Source organism: Candidatus Palauibacter sp., assembly GCF_965208055.1.
GTDB lineage: Bacteria > Gemmatimonadota > Gemmatimonadetes > Palauibacterales > Palauibacteraceae > Palauibacter.
The window spans coordinates 3216551-3234489 of sequence record NZ_CBDBNY010000004.1 but is presented as its reverse complement, the minus strand read 5'-3'; the positions used below and the strand labels follow the sequence as shown (position 1 = coordinate 3234489).

Here is a 17939-nt window from a genome sequence, read left to right as displayed (position 1 = left end):
ATCGTATCGTAATGGTACCGTGCGAGCCCCCTCACGGATAACTTGGGGGATCGAGCGGCAGGAATCGAACCGGGAGTGATGATGTTGAACGAAAAGTTCGGAAAGGTGGGCGTCGGAGCGGCCTCGATCGGCCTGGCGCTGCTCGTCGGCGGGTGCGCGCCGGAGGCGTCGGCGGACAGCGGAGACGCGGCGGCCGCGACCCCCGCCCACGCCATGGCCGATGGGACGGTCGGGGCGACGGTCGATGCGGCACTGGCCGCGACCATCGCCGAAACCCCGACGATCAAGGTCTACAAGTCGCCCACCTGCGGGTGCTGCGCGCTCTGGGTGGACCACATGCGGGAAGCCGGGTTCGAACTCGACGTGGAGGACACCGACGACATGATCGGCGTCAAGATCGACGCGGGCCTGCCGCTCCAACTGCAGTCGTGCCACACGGCGCTCGTGGGCGGCTACGTGTTCGAGGGCCATATCCCGGCGGAAGTCATCGCCCGCTTCCTCGCCGAGAAGCCCTCCGCGAGCGGGCTCGCGGTGCCGGGGATGCCGGTCGGCTCCCCGGGCATGGAGTTCGGGGACCGCGTCGACCCCTACGACGTCATCCAGTTCGACGCCGCAGGCAGCATGTCGGTCTACGAGAGCCGCTGACGTCCGTGGCCGGCCGAGCGACGCGGAGATCGGGGCGGCGGGTCGGGCTTCCGGTCTCCTTCGTCCTCGCTCTGGCCGCGCTGGCCCCGCCGGCGGCGTGGGCCCAGAGCGACGAACAGGACGTCATCGATACGCTCGTCGCAATGTGGGCCGCGATCGAAGCCGGCGACCTCGACACCTACGCGCAGTACATCCACCCGGACTTCACCGCCTTCGGGGAAAACGACGTCTACCTCGCCGAAGGCCGGGCGCTCGAACTCAGGAGCTACGGAGATTACCTGACGCGCGCGCGCGACGTACACACGGAGATGCACCAACCCGAAGTCACGATACGGGGCGATGTGGCCTGGATTACCTACTACTGGACGGATTCCGGCTACACCGACGCGGGACGTTTCACGAGCAGGGGGAAGTCGACGAGGATCTTCGTGCGGGAGGCCGGCCGCTGGCTCTGCATCCACGGCCACTACACCGCGATCCCTTGACGAGATTTGTCGAATCGCCGTTCTTGCGAGAGGGTGGTTCGACCCGGTAGCGGCGGGACAGGTTCCCCGTCCGACTGCAGGCTGATGTTCAACCCTGGCTGGGCATGGTTCCGATGAGCCACGACGGCAGTCATGACGATCATGATCACGACCATGATCACGACCACGACCATGGGCACGATCACGACCATGACCACGGTCACGACCATGACCACGATCATGGACACCATCACCACGATCACGGCCACCATGGCCACGATCATGACCACCATCACCACCACGGCATTTTCGGGGCCCACGATCACTCGGAGGAACTGAGAAACGCCAGCAAGCGGGATCTCACGATCGCGCTGGTGATCATCGCGAGTTTCATGTTCGTCGAGGTCATCGGCGGCATCCTGTCGGGCAGCCTGGCGCTCATAGCCGACGCGGGACACATGCTCACGGACGCGGCCTCGATCGGCCTGGCGCTGTTCGCGGTGCACTTCGCGACGCGTGCCGCTTCCGTGGAGCGCACCTTCGGGTACCACCGGCTGGAGATCCTCGCCGCCCTCATCAACGCCCTCACGCTGTGGCTGATCTCCGCCTGGGTGATCTTCGAGGCGTACCACCGCTTCCGGGAGATTCCGGAGGTCGAGGGTGGCCTGATGCTGATCATCGGGGTTCTCGGACTTCTCGCCAACCTCGCCGCTGCCTGGGTCCTCCACCGGTCGGCGAAGCACAGCGTGAACGTCGAGGGCGCCCTGGCTCACGTGATCGCCGACATCCTCGGCTCGGTGGCGGTCATCGTCTCCGGCGTGCTCGTGTGGGCCTTCGGCTGGTACATCTCCGACCCGATCCTCAGCGTCCTCATCGGCATCCTGATCCTGCTCAGCACGTGGCGCCTGCTGGCCAAGGTCGTGCACGTACTGCTCGAAGGGACGCCGGAACACGTTGACGTGTACAATCTCTGCCACCAGATCGAAGATCTCGAGGGAGTCACGGTCATCCACGACGTTCATGTGTGGACGCTCGCGCCCGGCTACGACGCGCTCACCGCGCATGTTCTGGTGGACCCCGAACACGAGAGAGATTCGGCGAAGCTACTGCGCGAGATTCAGGAGATTGCGTACAACAAGTTCAACATCCAACACATCACGGTTCAGGTGGAGAGCTCGGCCGCACACTGCAACGAGGACCACCACGTCGACCACCTCGTCGCCACCGCGCGGCCGCACTAGGCGAACCAACAGGAGCAAAGATCATGGACGGGCACGACCACGACTGTGAACACCACGACAGCAGCCATGCGCACGGCGAGGGCTGCGGCCACGAGGCCGTCGAGCATGACGGCCACACCGACTATGTCGTCGATGGCCACCTGCATCACGTCCACGGGGACCACTGCGACGACCACGGCCCGGCGCCGGGGCACGATCACGATTGTGAGAGCCACGACGACGCGCATGTGCACGGCGAGGGCTGCGGCCACGAAGCGGTGGAACACGACGGGCACGTCGACTATGTCGTCGACGGCCATCTGCACCATCAGCACGGCGATCACTGCGATCATCACGGACCGGCAGTGAAGGGCTAGCCCGGACGCTGAGTGGTTCAGCTGATCGCAGTGCTCGTGGCGCCGGCCATCGGCGCCGTTCTGTACGTTGTGCTGCATCGAAGGCCGCGCACGATGCGGCTCATCGACACGATCGTCTTCGTTGCGCTGCCGCTCCTCATCGCGTGGCAGGTGCTTCCCCACGTTTGGCTCGAGCGTCGGATCGCACCCCTCCTCGCCGTCGGCGCCGGCGTCGGTCTCCTCTACCTGCTTGAGAGACTCTCCGAGACCCTTGCGCGGCACGCGGACAACGCGACGATCCTGCTCGGCGTGCTATCGATGGTGCTGCACGCCCTCCTCGAGGGCGGCGCCCTGCTGGTCGGGCCCTCGAGCACACCCTTCACGTACGCCCTCGTCCTTCACCGCGTCGCGGTCGGACTGCTCATATGGTGGCTGCTCGAACCCCGGCACGGCGTGCGGGGCGCCCTGATCGGGGTGGCCGCGATCATCGTGGCTACGGTGATCGGGGCGCTCGCGGGGACGGAACTGCTGCCGGACGACCACTCGGTCCTCGAGATGTATCAGGCGTTCGTGAGCGGCTCGTTGCTGCACGTCGTCCTGCATCAGGGCCGCCGCGACCATCAGCACCGACCCGGACACGCCCACGTCTGAAGGATCCGGGGTCGTCGCCGGTCGCCGGCGACTCGGGAGACAGCGTACGTCGGCGCCACGGTTCGGGGCCGTAGCCGCAGTAGGCGTCGGGCGCCGTGCCGGCGAGGAACAGTTCGGGCTCGCCTCGACACCCCCACCCGGCGCGCCGTCCGGTCGCGGGCTCGACATCGACCCATTCCACTCCCGCGGGGAAGCGGAAGTCCCGACCGCCCCGCGGTCCCAGAACGCGGATCATGAAATCGGCAAAGATCGGGAGCGCGGCCCGGGAGCCGGGGAGACCGACCGGCGTCCCGTCGTCGAATCCCACCCATACGCCGACCGCCAGTTCCGGCGTGTAGCCGATGAACCAAGCATCGCGGGAGTCGTTCGTCGTCCCGGACTTCGCCGCCAGCGGACCCCGATACCCCGCGGCACGGACGCCGCTCCCGGTCCCGTGTTCGACGACGCCCCTGAGCGCGGACGTGATCAGGTACGCCTCCGCCGGACTGACGACCGACTCGCGGGGGGCCGTGGTCTCCCGGCGCGCGGTACCGCCGCGGTCGAGCACCGTTAGCGCCGAGGCCGGCCGAGTGCGCCGGCCCTCCGCCGCCAGCACCGCATAGGCCGCCGTCAATTCGAGCAGCGTGACCTCGGAGGCGCCCAGCGCCAGGCTCGGATATGGCGCGAGGGGGCTCCCAATGCCCAGCCGGCGCGCCGTCTCGATGATCCTGTCGGGACCGACCGCCAGGCCGAGGCGGGCGAAGGGCACGTTGCGAGACCCCTCGAGCGCCTCGCGCAGCTTGATGGGGCCGAGGAACGCGCGGTCGGCGTTCGCCGGCTTCCACACGCCGGCGGGCGTGTCGAGTGCGAGCGGTTCGTCCCTCAGCATGGAAGCCAGGGTGAAAGAAGGCTCTGCTTCCGGCGCCAGGGCGGCCAGCGCCACGACCGGCTTGAAGGCGCTTCCCGGCTGACGGCGGGCGTCCACTGCGCGATTGAACTGCGAGGTGCCGTACGAGCGACCGCCGACCATCGCCAGGATGTCGCCGGTCCGCGGGTCGAGGGCGACCAGCGCCGCCTGGAGCGGGCCGGACTGCTCCTTCAAGCGGGGACGCCGACGCTCCATGCTGAGGATCCCGTTCGACACCGCGGTCTCGGCAGCGCGCTGAAGCTCCGGTGCGAGCGAAGAAAGCACCGTTCGACCGCCACCCCCCAGTTCCAGCGAAGCATCGCCGGCCGCCAGCTCCCGCCTCAGGAAATCCAGGTACCAGCGAGCATCGAAGTTCCGTTCCGGAGGACGTCGAATCTCCGGATCGGCTTCGAGCGCGGCGTCGCGCCGATCGTCGTCGAGGCGCCCGACCGCGTGCATCTGCCGCAGCACCATGTCGCGCCGTGCCCGGGCGCGCTCCGGGTGCCGATGGGGCGAGTACACGCTCGGCCCCCTGACAATCCCGACCAGCATCGCCGACTGGCCCAGCGTCAACTCCGAGATGTCGCGGCCGAAGTAGAACTGCGCGGCGCGCCCGAAGCCGTGGATGGCGGTCCCCCGGTGCTGCCCGAGATAGATATGGTTCACGTAGGCCTCGAGCAGGCGCTGCTTGGAGAAACGTCTTTCCAGCGCCACCGCGATCGCCGCCTCGCGCAGCTTTCGGAGCACGGTGCGGTCCGTCGACAGGAAGAGCGTGCGGGCGAGTTGCTGAGTGATCGTGCTCCCCCCCTCGGCGACCCGCCGCTGCCGGAGGTTCGAGAGCGCGGCGCCGGCGATGCGGCGAGGATCCAGCGCGCCGTGCTCGTAGAAGCGACGATCCTCCACTGTCAACAACGCGTCGAGCAGGTGTTCCGGCGCCTCGTCGAGCCGGACGGGCACCCGGTCCCGGCTGCGCTCTCCGAGGGACGCCCCGATCACCTCCGGATCGAGCAGGAGGTGGGCGATGTCGTTGCCATCGGCGTCCCGAATCGCCGAGATGCGCGCATTGCTCTGAAGGCTGCTCTGGAGGCTGCTCCGGAAGCTGCTCCGGAAACGCACCCGCGCGCGCACGCCGGGGTCGACGAAGGCTCCGAAGCGAAGCGTGCGGCGGCCCACGAGAAGATCGCGGCCGCGTGCGCTGAACTCTCCGGCTTGCGGCGTACTGCCGGAGACCGACCGGTAGCCGACCTTCTTCAGATGGTCGATGACGCGCCGGGGGTCGACCCGGTCGCCGGCGCGGAGGGTCCACGGTCGCGCGAGGATGCGCTCCGGGGAAGAGGCATCGAGCGCTTCGAACTCGCGTGCCACGCGAGCCTCGAAGGCCAGATAGCCGAGGCCGGTGGCGAGGATCGCCGCGGCCAGGAGCGTGAGCCGCCGACCCCTGCGCATCTTCCCTCTCGACGGGAGCCTCCGCCGAGCCCTTCCGCTGTCTCTCACACCGTCTATGACGCCCCGGGGGCACCAAAGGGTTTCCGCTGCTGCGCCAGGTTGCCCGAAGCCGCAACGCCAGCCTAACGTCCCGTGCCCGCGATTCAGTTTGTGGCCCTTGCGCACGCCCCGGAACGCAGGGGCGCGAGGGACCGTGTCGTCAACCCGGACGGGGAGCAGGTGGAAGCCGACGTGAAGCTGTCCATGGTGGCTCGTGCGTGTGTCGGCGGAATCCGACGCCATCCGCTGGCGCTCGTCTTGTGTCTTACGGTCGCTCCCACACTCGCGATGCCCCAGGTCGCCGCGCAGGAGCCGGGGCAAGCGCATGTGTTCGAGGGCAACGTGCGCGACGCGGGTACCGGTCAACCGCTGGCGGGAGCGCACGTATCGGTGGTCGGGAGGGAAACCCGGGCGGTGACCCGCGGGGACGGGACCTTCCACCTGACCGGGATGGCCGCGGGCGTGTACACCCTTCGAGCCGAGCGCCTGGGGTATCGGGGCGCCACCGTGGATGTCACCGTGGGGACCGTGCGCGCACGCCGAGCGGTGGCGGAGTCGGCGGAGATCGTGATCGAGTTGGTGCCGTCTCCCATTGGGCTGGCGGACCTGGTGGTGACGGCGACGATCAGCGAGCGGACCGCGGCCGAGGCGATCCGGCCGGTCAGCGTCATGGCGGGCGACGACTTGCAGCGCCAGCTGACGGCGACCGTAGCGGGGACATTGGCGTCAATGCCGGGGCTGGCCGCCACCAGGATGGGTCCATCGGTTGCGCAACCGGTGATCCGGGGAATGAGCGGCGATCGGGTACTGATGCTCGAGGACGGAACTGCGGTCGGGGATGCCTCCAACTCGGGCTCGGATCACACCACCGCACTCGATCCGTCCTCGGCACGGCGGATCGAGGTTGTGCGGGGTCCGGGCGCGCTGCTCTACGGGGGCAACGCGCTGGGCGGGGTCATCAACGTGATCCGCGATGAGATTCCGACGGCCATGCCGCACCGCCTGACGGGCGCGGCGACACTGCAGACGGAGACCTCGACCGGCTCGCTGGCGGGCAGCGCATCGGCCGTGTTCCCCCTCGCGGGGCGCGTGCCGCTGCGGGTGGAGGTGGCCGCACGGACGGCGGGAGATCTGAAGACCCCCGTCGGCACGCTTCTCAACACCGACGGCGAACTGTTCAGCGGGGGGGCGGGGACAGCCTACGTGGCCGATTGGGGTCGCCTGGGGGGGTCCTTCCGCGGCTACCGCAACTACTACGGCATCCCGGGTGGTTTCGTGGGTGGGCACCAGGAAGGGGTGCGCATCGAAATGGAGCGGGTCTCCTCGAAGTTCCGGACCGTGGTCGAGGAGCCGGTCGGACCCTTCCACAACCTCCGCTTCGACGCGACGCACACCTGGTACACGCACCGCGAGCTCGAAGCATCGGACATTCTGGGCACGCTCTTCGAGCAACAGCGCGCAAGCGCGGACATCCTGGGTCGGCATGAAAGGTGGGGACCGTTTACGGCGGGTGCGATGGGCGGCCGTGCGTCCTGGGAGGACTTCGGATACGGGGGATCCCTGCACACGCCGGACACGCGTCGGTTAAAGGCGGCCCTGTACCTGCTCGAGGAGGTCGACCTGGGCTCCGTCCTGATCGAGTCGGGGCTACGCTACGACTGGACCCTGGCCGATCCGGCGGAAGATCGGGTTTCGGACATCGGTGAGATTCGCGACCGCACATTCCACTCCCTGTCGGGGTCCCTGGGTGTCCTTTACAAGTCCGCCTCGGGGCTGGTGCTCGGCGCCAGCGTCGCACGGGCGGTCCGCACGCCCGACGTCCCCGAACTCTATTCGGAGGGGCCCCATCTGGCGGCCTACGTCTTCGAAGTCGGAAACCCATCTCTGGAGAGCGAGGTCGGGAGGGGGCTCGATGTCTTCCTCCGCTTCGAGTCCGACCGGGTGAGGGCCGAGGTCACCGGCTTCCACAACGACATCAGGAACCACATCTACGGGGAGGACACGGGCCGCCTGAGCCGCGTGCGCCTCCCCATTTATCAGTTCCGGGGCAACGACGCCGTGTTCAGCGGCTTCGAAGCCGGCGTGGACGTTGACGCCGGACGGGGGCTGGCGCTGGAGGGAGTGGCCTCATTGGTGAATGGCAGTCTCAAGGAGACCGATCGGCCTCTGCCCCTCGTTCCTCCGCTCAAGGGACATGTCGCCCTGAAGTACGAGCGGCCGTCGTGGTATGTCCGGGCGGAGGCCGAGATGGCGGACGAGCAGGACCGGGTCGGCGAATTCGAGACGCCGACGCGTGGGTACACCGTCTTCAACGCCACCGCAGGGGTGCGGCTAACGCTGGGCGGGCGCCTGAACGTCCTGACCGTGAGCCTCGTCAACGCCGGGAATACCGTGTACCGCAACCACCTCTCCCGGGTGAAGGAAATCATGCCGGAGGCCGGGCGGGGGCTGAACGTCAGCTATCGCGTGGTGTTCTGACGCGCCAGCGCGCGTACACCGGCCGCGGTGCTCCCGCGATCGCCTTCCGGCGCGCCAGCCGCCTCTAGCGCGCCAGCCAGGCGCTGAAGCGCTCGTTCAGTTCGTCCTGGTAGTCGACCCAGAACTCCCAGTCATAACGAAGCGCACGATCCGCGTTGCCCGCGCCGGCCGGCATGTGGGGCGCCATGTCGACCCCCGCGACGACATGGGTCGTCACCAGCGGCATGCCCGATCTACGCGCCGGGGAGTAGGAGATGCGGCGGCCGATCCGCGCCAGAGACTCGGCGCTGGTGCTGAAGGCCACGTATCTCAGTGCTTCTTCCAGCCTGGGCGTACCCGCGACGATCCCGACCTGACCCACGTCCAGCAACTGCCCGTCCCACACGATCACGAGCGGCTGGTTTTCCAGGACCTGGGCATTGAAGATGCGGCCGTTGTACGCCGTGCTCATGACCACTTCCCTGTCGGCCAGCATCTGCGGTGGCTGAGCGCCGGCTTCCCACCAGACCACCTCGTCCTTGATCGTTTCGAGCTTGGCAAAGGCCCGGTCCAGGCCCTCCGGGGTTCCCAGCGTGGCGTACACCTCATCAAGCGGCACGCCATCGGCGATCAGGGCAAACTCCAGGTTGACCTGCGGCACGCGCCGCATCCCGCGGCGACCCGGGAACCTCTCCAGGTCGAAGAAATCGGCCATCGTCGTGGGCTTTTCGCCCGGGAAATCCCTGCTGTTGTACGCGTACACGGTCGACCAGTACAGATTGCCCACGCCGCACTCCGTCTGGCTCTCGGCCACGAAGTCGTCGGCCGCGGGGGTGCCGTCGGGTCCGGGAGGCAGATCGTCGATGTCTATCAGCTCGAGCAGCCCTTCGTCGCAACCGCGCACGGCATCGGCGATCTCCAGGTCGACCACATCCCAATGGACGTTGCCGATGTCCACCTGGGCCCGTATCTGGGCCAGGCCGCCGTTGTAGTCCTCCACGCTGATGCGGATGCCGGTCGCTTCGGTGAAGGGAATGTTGGCGCCCTCGTTGACGGCGCGGCCGTAGGAGCCGCCCCAGGACACGACGGTGATCGACTGCCCGGCGACGGGGAGGAGCGGGATGCCGGAAAGGAGCGCAGCGAGCCCCATGGTGGTCACCGCCGGAAAACGTCTCACGACTCCTGCTCTCATTCCGTTTCTCCAGTCCTCGCGGCAGAAAGCTCCGATGATTCTCAGGGGCGGCCGGTCTCCGAGGAGTGCCGGCGCACCTGATTGTAGTAGCTGGCCCGGTCCGGGACGACGGCCGCGAGTGCCGGAGGCGCGGGTGGCTCAGGCCGGGCCGACGCCGAGGCGGGGCATCACCTGCTTGCCCGGATGTGCGCGGAGAACGTGTCGAGATCGATGTTCGACCCGGAAAGGACGAGGCCGACGCGACAACCTTCCAGCCTCTCCCGGAGGGGGCCGCACACGGCGGCCAGCGGTGCGGCGGAGGCGGGTTCGGCGACCAGCTTCGCGTCGAGGAACAACGCCTTCAGGGCGGCGCGAATCGCGTCGTCATCGACGAGCACGACGTCGTCCACATAGCGCTGCACGAGGCCGAAGCTGTACGGCGCGGCGTGGGGTGCGCCGAGGCTGTCCGCGATCGTGTCGATGCGATCGAGGGCCACCGGCTCGCCCGCATCGAGGCTGCGTCGCATGGAGGCGGCGCCGACGGGTTCCACTCCGTAGACCCGGCACGCGGGCGCAAGCTGTTTCACGATGCTCGACGTGCCGGAGATGAGGCCTCCGCCCCCGACGGGAACGACGAGTGCATCGAGGTCGGGAAGTTGTTCCGCGACCTCGAGACCCACGGTCGAAGTGCCGGAAACGGTCGCCTCGCCCTCGAACGGATGGATCCCGAGCCGGCCCTCCTGCCGGGCAATCTCCTCCATGCGCGCGAAGCCGGCCGCCCCGTCGTCCGCGAACTCGATTTCCGCCCCGAAGTTCCGGCAGCGCGCGACGCGGGCGGGATTGGCGGATGACAGCATGACGACCCTGGCGGTCGTACCGGCGGCACGGGCGGCGTACGCCACGGAAATGGCGTGGTTCCCGGCGCTCACGGCCGTGACGCCTCGGCGCAGCGTCTCCGCCTCCGCGCAGAGGACGTTGTTCAGGGCGCCCCGGACCTTGTAGGAACCTGTGCGCTGGAAGAGTTCCAGCTTGAGAAAAAGCTCGATTCCTTCGGGCAGAGAAGCGACGTCGCGATCGGGAACCCAGCGTCGTACGGGCGTGCGTTCGATCCACGGCGCGACGCGCGCGCGTGTCTCGCGGCTCTCGGTCGGCGTCAGGGGCCGGGTGCCGGAGGCCGGAGGTTCGGTCATGGTTTCCCCGGGGTTGAGGTGGAGCTGTCCTGGGTCCGGCAGCCGGTCGACGCCGCGGGGGCGCGCCGGGTCGCCGGCTTGACAAGCTAACGGCGCGATGCGATCCTCCGCGCCCATGACGAACACCCATCCGTTTTTCGGCCATTATTTTATCCACCGCGTGCGCGGAGGCCGGTGATCGTCTAGCTGTTTCCTGAACACAGGTTGCGAACGATCGATGCCGGCCCGGGGTGGCCGGCTTTTTTTGTCGCTGCCTCCCCGTCGGTGTCGGCCTCCAGAGTCCACGACAGCCCACGACATGAATCACAAGACGACAAGACTCGCCCTGCCCAAGGGTCGGATGCAGTCCGGCGTGCTCGAACTGCTGACCGCCGGCGGCGTGCGGGTGGATCTCGGAGAGCGCCGCTACCGTCCGGTCATCTCGGTCCCCGGCTTCGGCGCCAAGTTGCTCAAGCCGCAGAACGTCGTGGAGATGCTGCATGCGGGATCTCGCGACCTGGGGTTCGCGGGGGCCGACTGGGTGGCGGAACTGAACGGATCGCTCGTCGAGCTGCTGGACACCGGGCTCGACCCGGTGCGCGTCGTGGCCGCCGCTCCGACCCCGGTCGCCCGGGTGGGACTGCACGCCGCCGGCCGCCACCTCACGATAGCGTCCGAATACACGCGGCTTGCCTCGCGCTGGATCGAAACCCGGGGCCTCGATGCGACGCTCGTGCGATCGTACGGCGCGACGGAGGTGTTTCCGCCGGAGGACGCCGACGTGATCGTCGACAACACCGCGACGGGCGCGACGCTCGACGCCAACGGGCTCGAGATCGTCGACGAACTCATGACCTCATCGACTCGCCTCTACGCGAACCCGCGGGCGCTCGAGGATCCGCGGCACCGCGAGCGAATCGACGACCTGGTCGTGGTGCTGAAGTCGGTCGTGGAAGCCCGGCAGCGGGTCATGCTCGAAGTCAACGTGGATGCGGTGCGACTGGACGACCTGGTGGCCGTGCTTCCCTGCATGCGCAAGCCGACCGTTTCGCGTCTGCACGGCGAAGAGGGGTACGCCATCCGGGTCGCAGTGCTGCGCGAAGCCCTTCCGGGCCTGATCCCCCGCGTGAAGGCGCGCGGCGGCACCGATCTCGTCGTGACGACGCCGGGACAGATCGTCGCATGAACGGAATGGCGGTGGCCGCGCGACCGGGCGAACGGCTCCGGCTCGATCACAACGAGCGCCTGTTTCCGGCGCCGGAACTCGTCCGTCTCCTCCCGAAGGTTCCGGCGAGCACGCTGACGCGCTATCCGGATGCCTCGAGGCTGGAGCGACGACTGGCTGAAGCCATGGGGATCGAGCCGGATCGGGTGCTCGTCACGGCGGGGGCGGACGACGCGATCGACCGCGCCTGCCGCCGCTGTCTCGCCGGAGGCCGGGAACTGATCACGGTGGCTCCGACGTTCGAGATGGTGCCGATGTTCGCGGCGCTCGCGGGCGGGCGGGTGCGGTCGATACCGTCGCTGAACGACCCCGCTCCTCTTGAACCCATACTCGATCGACTCGGGGAACGGACGGGGCTGGTCACCGTGATCTCCCCGCACAACCCCACGGGAAAGGCGGTCCCGGTCGGGCGGGTCCTGACCATCGCCGACCGCCTGCCGGCGAAGGCGATGTTGCTCGCGGATCTCGCGTATGTCGAGTTCGCCGACCGCGACCCGACACCCGAACTGCTGCAGCACGACAACATTCTGGTCGTACGGACGCTGTCCAAGGCCTGGGGCCTCGCCGGGCTTCGCGTGGGTTTCGCGTTGGGCCGGCCGGCGGTCATCGCGGAGCTGCGGGCCTGCGGTGCGCCCTTCCCGCTCTCGGCCCCCTCCATCTGGTTGGCGGAACGGGCGCTGGCGTTGGGCGACCGGGTCACGGGGACGTACGTGGCCGCCGTGCGCCGCGAGCGCGAGGAGCTTGTCTCGGCGCTGTTCGCGGCAGGGGCGGCGCCCTTCGAGTCGCAGGCGAACTTCGTGCTCGCATCCACGGATCGGGCGGTTGCGCTGTACCGCCGCTTTCGGCAGCGGGGCATCGCCATCCGACGCTTTCCGAACCTCCCGGACCTTGCCCGGATCACGCTTCCGGGGGACGAGGCGACGTTCCGCCGCGTCCTCCGTGTGCTCGACACGACGCTTGGACACATCTCGTGAAGGGGATTCCATGAACGCGGACTCCAGAGAGGGTCGCTCGGCCACCCGGCGGGTGGGAGAACGGTCGCGCCGAACGCTCGAGACCCGCATCGAAGCCCGGCTGGACCTGAACCGGCGGGGACGCAGCCGCATCGATACGGGGCTGGCGTTTCTCGATCACATGATCGGCGCCGCGGTCTTTCACGGCGGCATGACGCTGGACCTGCGCGCTCAGGGCGACCTCGACATCGATGATCACCACACAGTGGAAGATTGCGGGCTCGTATTCGGTTCGGTCATCCGCGACGCGCTCGGGGACCGGGAGGGGATTCGCCGCTTCGGGTACGCCTACGCGCCTCTCGACGAGGCGCTGGCCCGGGCGGTCGTGGACCTCTCCGGACGCCCCTTCGCCAAGGTGGACCTCGGCCTCCGGCGCGAGATGCTGGGGGCCGTCGCGACCGAAAATCTCACCCATTTCTTCGCCTCGCTCGCCACGGCGGGAGGCCTGACGCTTCACCTGGATGTCATCCGCGGCGATAACGACCACCATCGCGCGGAGGCCGCCTTCAAGGCCTTCGGGCTCGCCCTCGCCGAAGCGGTGGCGGAACGCTCCGCGGCCGGAGTCCCGAGCACGAAGGGAGTGCTCGGATCGGGCGAGTTGCCCGCGGCCGACGTGGAAGAGGACGTGGAAGAGGACGCGGGGGCCGGGGCCCTCGAGACGGTGTCCCGATGAGCGCCGCGCGCGTGGCGACGGGCCCGGACGATGTGGGGATCGTCCCGACGGGCGTGGCGAACCTCGAGGCGGTGGCGGCCGCTTTCCGGCGGTTGGGAAGAACCCCGCGGCTGCTGGATTCCGCGGCCGGGATCTCGAGCGCCGATTACGTCATCCTCCCCGGCGTGGGGTCTTTCGCCGGAGGCATGGCGGAACTTCGCCGGCGTGGATGGGCGGAGGCCGTCCGCCGGCGCGTGACGGAGGGACGGCCGACGCTCGCCATCTGTCTCGGGCTTCAACTCCTGTGCCAGGAGAGCGAGGAAGCTCCGGGCACCGCCGGTCTTGGGTGTGTGCCGGGCCGCGTGGTCCGATTGGCGGAGAACTGCCGGGTTCCCCAGTTGGGTTGGAACCGTCTCGGTGCCCCGGCCGGGACCACGTTCCTGAGGTCATCCATCGTCTATTTCGCCAACTCCTACGGGCTCGAAGCGGGGCCCGCCGGCTGGACCGCCGCGATGGGGCGGCACGGAAGCCGGTTCGTGGCGGGACTGGAGCGCGGCGGAGTCCTCGCCTGCCAGTTCCACCCGGAGCTGTCGGGGAAGGTCGGCGCCGGCCTGCTGAAGCGATGGCTCGCAGAGGCGCCGGGCGCGGCAGCCGAGTTCGAACGGCGCGTGGAACGGCCCACGCTCGCGGCGGCATGCTGAACGTTCGGGTCATTCCGTGCCTGGATGTGAGGGACGGCAGGGTCGTGAAGGGCGTCCGTTTCGACAACCTCGAAGATCAGGGCGACCCCGCCCGGCTCGCCCGACGCTACGAGCGCGAAGGGGCGGACGAACTCGTGATCCTGGATGTCTCGGCCACGGCGGAGGGAAGGGTGGCTCGGTTCGAGACGGTCGGCCGCGTTCGCGATGAGATCTCGATTCCGCTCACGGTCGGCGGCGGCGTGCGGACGGCGGAGGACGCGGGCGCTCTGCTGGAGGCGGGGGCGGACCGGGTCGCGGTCAACACGGCGGCGGTCGAGCGACCGGAAGTCCTGTCGGAGATCGCGACTCGTTTCGGGGCCCAGTGCGTCGTGCTGGCGCTGGACGCCGGCGCGACCTCGGACGAGGCGTGTCCGAGCGGTTTCGAGGTTCTGACGCACTCGGGAGGGCAACGCACCGGCTTCGATGCCGCGGATTGGAGTCGCCGCGCGGCGGCACTCGGCGCGGGCGAGATCCTCCTCACGAGCTTCGACCGCGACGGTACGCGGAGCGGCTACGACCTGGCCCTGATCGGCGTGATCCGCGAGGCAGTGCCGCTGCCGATCGTGGCTTCCGGCGGGGGCGCCCATGCGGGTCACATGTGCGCGGCGGTCGAGGCCGGGGCCGACGCCGTGCTCGCGGCGTCGATCTTCCACCAGGGCGACTGGTCGATCGGCAGACTCAAGGATCGACTGCAGCAGCTCGGGGTCGCGGTGCGTCGATGATCATCCCATCCATCGATCTCATGGGGGGCCGGGCCGTGCAGCTTCGGCAGGGCTCCACGCTGGAAATCGATGCCGGCGACCCGCGGCCCCTGGCCGAGAGGTTCGCGGTCGCGGGGGAAGTCGCGGTCATCGATCTCGACGCGGCGCTCGGCCGTGGAGACAACGCCGCCCTCATCCGGGAACTGCTCCCGCTCGCTCCCTGTCGCGTGGGCGGCGGCATTCGGTCCCGCGAGGCGGCGCTCGACTGGCTCGACGCGGGTGCGCGCCGCGTGATCCTGGGCACGGCGGCGAGTCCCGAAGTCCTGGACGGACTTCCCGCGGAACGGGTGATCGCGGCGCTGGACGCCCGTGATGGCGAGGTCGTCGTGGAGGGTTGGCAGCGCGGTACGGGCCGCGACGTCATCGGGCGGATGGAGGAACTCGATGGCCTCGCGGACGGCTACCTGGTCACCTTCGTGGAGGTGGAGGGCACGCTGGGCGGAATCCCGCTGGATCGCGTATCCGCCCTCGTCGGCGCCGCGGGATCCGCGCGCGTTACGGTGGCGGGGGGAGTCCGCGAGGTTTCGGAGATCGCGGCACTGGACCGAATGGGCGCGGACGCGCAGGTGGGGATGGCGATCTACAGCGGGCGCATGGACCTGGCGGACGCCATCTCGGCTCCGCTGCGGTCCGACCGGGCCGACGGGCTGTGGGCGACGCTGGTCGAGGACACGGCCGGGCGCGCGCTCGGGCTGGCCTGGTCGAACGCGGAGAGCCTGCGCACCGCCGTCAGCGAACGGCGCGGCGTCTACCAGAGCCGATCACGGGGACTCTGGAGGAAGGGTGAGACCTCCGGCGCCACGCAGGAACTCGTCCGCGTGGCGGCGGACTGTGACCGCGACACGCTGCGCTTCACGGTGCGACAGCGCGGGACCGGCTTCTGTCACACGGGCGCCCCGACCTGCTTCGACGATGCGCCCGATCTCGAGACCCGTCTCCGCGAGCGACTCGCCGATCCGGAGCCGGGGTCGCTCACCGCGCGACTCGCCGGAGATCCGGAACTGTTGCGGGGGAAACTCGTCGAGGAAGCGCATGAACTGGCGGAAGCCGGGTCGAAGGCCGACGCGGTGGCGGAGTTCGCGGACCTGTACTACTTCGCGCTCACGCGCCTCGTGAAGGCCGGCGGCTCCCTCGACGACGTGCGCCTCGAACTCGAGCGGCGCGCCCTCAAGGTGCGTCGTCGAGCTCCGAGGCCGCCGGGAGGGCCGACCGGTCGGACGGCTGCGGCCCCCGCCGCGACGGTTGCGGGCGGGATCCTGCCGCCGGTCGGCCTCGAGGAAGCCGTGCGGGCGGTGCGCTCGCCGGCGCTCGACCCGGCAGCCCTCGAGGTCGCGCGGACGATCCTGGACGATGTCGAGCGGCGCGGAGAGCCGGCGCTCCGCGAGCATGCCGAGCGGCTCGGCGACCTCGAGCCGGGCGACGACCTGCTCCTCGACCGATCCGCTCTCGAGCGCGCGACAGAGACACTCGGCCCCGACGACCGTGAACTGCTGGACCGCGCGGCAGACCGGGTCCGCGCGTTCGCGGAGGCCCAGCGGGCATCCGCGACCGACCTCGATACGCCGGTCGCGGGCGGCCGCGGCGGGCATCGGCTCGTACCCGTCGGAGCGGCGGGCTGTTACGCGCCCGGGGGCCGCTTCCCCCTCCCGTCCTCGGTGCTCATGACCGTCATCCCGGCGAGGGTGGCGGGCGTGGACGGCGTGTGGGCGGCATCGCCGCGCCCGACTGCCGCGGTCCGGGCCGCGGCGTTCATGGCCGGCGCGGACGGCCTGCTCGCCATCGGCGGCGCGCAGGCGATCGGCGCGCTCGCCTTCGGCGTCGGAGGCGTCTCCCGCTGCGAGAAGATCGTGGGACCCGGCAACCGATTCGTCACCGCGGCCAAGCGTCTTCTCTACGGTCGGGTCGGCCTCGACACCATCGCCGGCCCATCCGAGCTGCTCGTCGTCGCCTCGCCGGATGCGGCGCCGGGGCGCGTCGCGGCCGACCTGCTCGCCCAGGCCGAGCACGACCCCGACGCCGTTCCGCTACTGTGCGCCTTCGACGAAGCGACCATCGAGGCCGTGCGCGAAGAGGCCGGGCGGCAGTTGGCCACGCTGCCGACCGCACCGATCGCGCGCCAGGCCCTGGCGGCCGGCGGCGCCCTCCTCGCGGCCGGCCCCGACGAGGCCGCCGCCATCTGCGACGCCGTGGCGCCGGAGCACCTGCACCTGCACGGAGCGCGAGCCGAGGCGCTCGCCCCCGGCGTTCACCGCTACGGATCGCTCTTCCTGGGAGCGGCCACGCCCGAGTCTGCCGGCGACTACGGAGCCGGACCGAACCACACACTTCCCACATCGGGCGCGGCGGCGTTCGACTCGGGACTGTCGGTGTTCTCGTTCCTGCGTCGACCGACGTGGCTGTCGCTATCGTCCGAAGATGACGCCTACGAGGACCTGCTGCGCGACACCGCCGCGCTCGCCCGGCTGGAGGGACTCGAAGCGCACGCGCGCTCGGCGGAAGTTCGGCTCACGGCGAGGGGCCGGAGAGATCGCGGTCGGAGGGCCCGCGCTTCGTAAGGTGGTCGAGGGCGCGGTCCACGGCATCCTTCGTCGAAGCCGTGATCCCGCCCCGCTCATACTCCTGCACCGCCAGCCGCTCCAGGCGGTCGACGAGCGTATCGACCCCGGGCCGCGGGGACGACAACGGAGCGCGGACATGGTCCGTGGCGCCGAACAGGTTGATCCAGTACTCCGTCCGGCGCCCCCACTCCAGCAGCTCGTAGAACTGCCGGCCCGCCCGGGGCCCGACTCCGAGTACGTCGAGGAGGGCGACGAAGAGCGAGATCGGCAGCAGCAACGCATCCCTCAGGCCATCGAGGACCAGTTTCAGCTGGAAGACGGCCACGTCGCGGATGAGCGTCCAGCGGGAGGGCACGATCTCGGGTTGCAGGGTTGCTCTGACCGGGAACTCGTCCATCCTGTCTCTCGATTCCTTGATCCGCGAAATAAACCTCGCGGCTTTCGTGTAACCCTCGCGTAGCGAACAGTCACCACAGATCAACATCG

General features: G+C 69.5%; 15 protein-coding genes and 1 pseudogene. 11 read left to right on the top strand and 5 right to left on the bottom strand.

Features of this window, described 5'->3' with window-relative positions:
• The first annotated feature begins 81 nt into the window (after positions 1 to 81).
• Together ACOGXI_RS14240 and ACOGXI_RS14235 are read left to right on the top strand one after the other, a co-directional pair.
• Positions 82 to 645 carry a DUF411 domain-containing protein gene (locus ACOGXI_RS14240; RefSeq protein ID WP_419939488.1) on the top strand — a complete coding sequence of 188 codons (564 nt, stop codon included), beginning with the start codon at positions 82 to 84 and terminating at the stop codon, positions 643 to 645.
• A 5-nt stretch (positions 646 to 650) separates the two neighbouring features.
• Entirely contained in the window at positions 651 to 1130 is a 480-nt protein-coding gene (locus ACOGXI_RS14235; protein WP_419939487.1) for a YybH family protein, read from the top strand.
• Here ACOGXI_RS14235 and ACOGXI_RS14230 read toward each other — a convergent pair.
• Entirely contained in the window at positions 1112 to 1429 is a 318-nt protein-coding gene (locus ACOGXI_RS14230) for a hypothetical protein (RefSeq protein WP_419940254.1), read from the bottom strand. The two genes, ACOGXI_RS14235 and ACOGXI_RS14230, sit on opposite strands and share 19 nt — an antisense overlap.
• Here ACOGXI_RS14230 and ACOGXI_RS14225 point away from each other — a divergent pair.
• Both ACOGXI_RS14225 and ACOGXI_RS14220 read left to right on the top strand, forming a co-directional pair.
• A complete protein-coding gene (locus ACOGXI_RS14225; RefSeq protein WP_419940211.1) occupies positions 1415 to 2350 on the top strand; it encodes a cation diffusion facilitator family transporter in 936 nt (311 codons plus the stop codon). The genes ACOGXI_RS14230 and ACOGXI_RS14225 overlap by 15 nt on opposite strands.
• Positions 2351 to 2373: 23 nt before the next feature.
• Positions 2374 to 2706 (top strand): hypothetical protein, encoded by a 333-nt coding sequence (locus ACOGXI_RS14220; RefSeq protein WP_419939486.1) that lies wholly within the window; start codon positions 2374 to 2376, stop codon positions 2704 to 2706.
• 472 nt (positions 2707 to 3178) lie between these two features.
• On the opposite strand, the gene ACOGXI_RS14215 is transcribed toward ACOGXI_RS14220, so the two are convergent.
• Positions 3179 to 5668, bottom strand: coding sequence for a transglycosylase domain-containing protein (locus ACOGXI_RS14215; protein ID WP_419939485.1), 2490 nt, complete (start codon positions 5666 to 5668; stop codon positions 3179 to 3181).
• Positions 5669 to 5800: 132 nt separating this feature from the next.
• Here ACOGXI_RS14215 and ACOGXI_RS14210 point away from each other — a divergent pair, with 132 nt between their 5' ends.
• Positions 5801 to 8185, top strand: a complete 2385-nt coding sequence (locus ACOGXI_RS14210; RefSeq protein ID WP_419939484.1) for a TonB-dependent receptor — start codon at positions 5801 to 5803, stop codon at positions 8183 to 8185.
• A 64-nt stretch (positions 8186 to 8249) separates the two neighbouring features.
• On the opposite strand, the gene ACOGXI_RS14205 is transcribed toward ACOGXI_RS14210, so the two are convergent.
• Entirely contained in the window at positions 8250 to 9356 is a 1107-nt protein-coding gene (locus ACOGXI_RS14205) for an ABC transporter substrate-binding protein (RefSeq protein ID WP_419939483.1), read from the bottom strand.
• A gap of 167 nt (positions 9357 to 9523) precedes the next feature.
• Positions 9524 to 10525, bottom strand: coding sequence for a threonine/serine dehydratase (locus ACOGXI_RS14200; protein ID WP_419939482.1), 1002 nt, complete (start codon positions 10523 to 10525; stop codon positions 9524 to 9526).
• 298 nt (positions 10526 to 10823) lie between these two features.
• On the opposite strand from ACOGXI_RS14200, the gene hisG reads away from it, so the two are divergent.
• The 6 genes and pseudogenes from hisG to hisD all read left to right on the top strand — a co-directional run bounded on the left by hisG (position 10824) and on the right by hisD (position 17450).
• Entirely contained in the window at positions 10824 to 11690 is an 867-nt protein-coding gene (hisG, locus tag ACOGXI_RS14195) for an ATP phosphoribosyltransferase (protein ID WP_419939481.1), read from the top strand.
• The gene (locus ACOGXI_RS14190; protein WP_419939480.1) at positions 11687 to 12703 is read left to right on the top strand and encodes a pyridoxal phosphate-dependent aminotransferase; all 1017 of its coding nucleotides are present in this window, start codon (positions 11687 to 11689) and stop codon (positions 12701 to 12703) included. The genes hisG and ACOGXI_RS14190 overlap by 4 nt, the downstream gene beginning before the upstream one ends.
• Before the next feature lie 10 nt (positions 12704 to 12713).
• A pseudogene (hisB, locus tag ACOGXI_RS14185) lies at positions 12714 to 13328 on the top strand (imidazoleglycerol-phosphate dehydratase HisB); the annotation flags it as partial.
• 83 nt (positions 13329 to 13411) lie between these two features.
• Positions 13412 to 14095: an imidazole glycerol phosphate synthase subunit HisH gene (gene hisH, locus ACOGXI_RS14180; RefSeq protein WP_419939479.1), complete on the top strand. Its 684-nt coding sequence runs from the start codon at positions 13412 to 13414 to the stop codon at positions 14093 to 14095.
• Entirely contained in the window at positions 14089 to 14856 is a 768-nt protein-coding gene (gene hisF / locus ACOGXI_RS14175) for an imidazole glycerol phosphate synthase subunit HisF (protein ID WP_419939478.1), read from the top strand. The genes hisH and hisF overlap by 7 nt, the downstream gene beginning before the upstream one ends.
• Entirely contained in the window at positions 14853 to 17450 is a 2598-nt protein-coding gene (gene hisD, locus ACOGXI_RS14170) for a histidinol dehydrogenase (RefSeq protein WP_419939477.1), read from the top strand. Before hisF ends, hisD begins: the two co-directional genes overlap by 4 nt.
• On the opposite strand, the gene ACOGXI_RS14165 is transcribed toward hisD, so the two are convergent.
• Positions 17401 to 17850 carry a hypothetical protein gene (locus ACOGXI_RS14165; protein ID WP_419939476.1) on the bottom strand — a complete coding sequence of 150 codons (450 nt, stop codon included), beginning with the start codon at positions 17848 to 17850 and terminating at the stop codon, positions 17401 to 17403. The genes hisD and ACOGXI_RS14165 overlap by 50 nt on opposite strands.
• Positions 17851 to 17939 lie beyond the last annotated feature (89 nt).

What these genes read in the sequence shown, in the direction of transcription:
- ACOGXI_RS14240 (WP_419939488.1), top strand. Translation starts at nt 82, where the DNA reads ATGTTGAACGAAAAGTTCGGAAAGGTGGGCGTCGGAGCGGCCTCGATC.
- ACOGXI_RS14220 (WP_419939486.1), top strand. Translation starts at nt 2,374, where the DNA reads ATGGACGGGCACGACCACGACTGTGAACACCACGACAGCAGCCATGCG.
- ACOGXI_RS14215 (WP_419939485.1), bottom strand. Translation starts at nt 5,668, where the DNA reads ATGCGCAGGGGTCGGCGGCTCACGCTCCTGGCCGCGGCGATCCTCGCC.
- ACOGXI_RS14205 (WP_419939483.1), bottom strand. Translation starts at nt 9,356, where the DNA reads ATGAGAGCAGGAGTCGTGAGACGTTTTCCGGCGGTGACCACCATGGGG.
- ACOGXI_RS14200 (WP_419939482.1), bottom strand. Translation starts at nt 10,525, where the DNA reads ATGACCGAACCTCCGGCCTCCGGCACCCGGCCCCTGACGCCGACCGAG.
- hisG (WP_419939481.1), top strand. Translation starts at nt 10,824, where the DNA reads ATGAATCACAAGACGACAAGACTCGCCCTGCCCAAGGGTCGGATGCAG.
- ACOGXI_RS14190 (WP_419939480.1), top strand. Translation starts at nt 11,687, where the DNA reads ATGAACGGAATGGCGGTGGCCGCGCGACCGGGCGAACGGCTCCGGCTC.
- hisH (WP_419939479.1), top strand. Translation starts at nt 13,412, where the DNA reads ATGAGCGCCGCGCGCGTGGCGACGGGCCCGGACGATGTGGGGATCGTC.
- hisF (WP_419939478.1), top strand. Translation starts at nt 14,089, where the DNA reads ATGCTGAACGTTCGGGTCATTCCGTGCCTGGATGTGAGGGACGGCAGG.
- hisD (WP_419939477.1), top strand. Translation starts at nt 14,853, where the DNA reads ATGATCATCCCATCCATCGATCTCATGGGGGGCCGGGCCGTGCAGCTT.
- ACOGXI_RS14165 (WP_419939476.1), bottom strand. Translation starts at nt 17,850, where the DNA reads ATGGACGAGTTCCCGGTCAGAGCAACCCTGCAACCCGAGATCGTGCCC.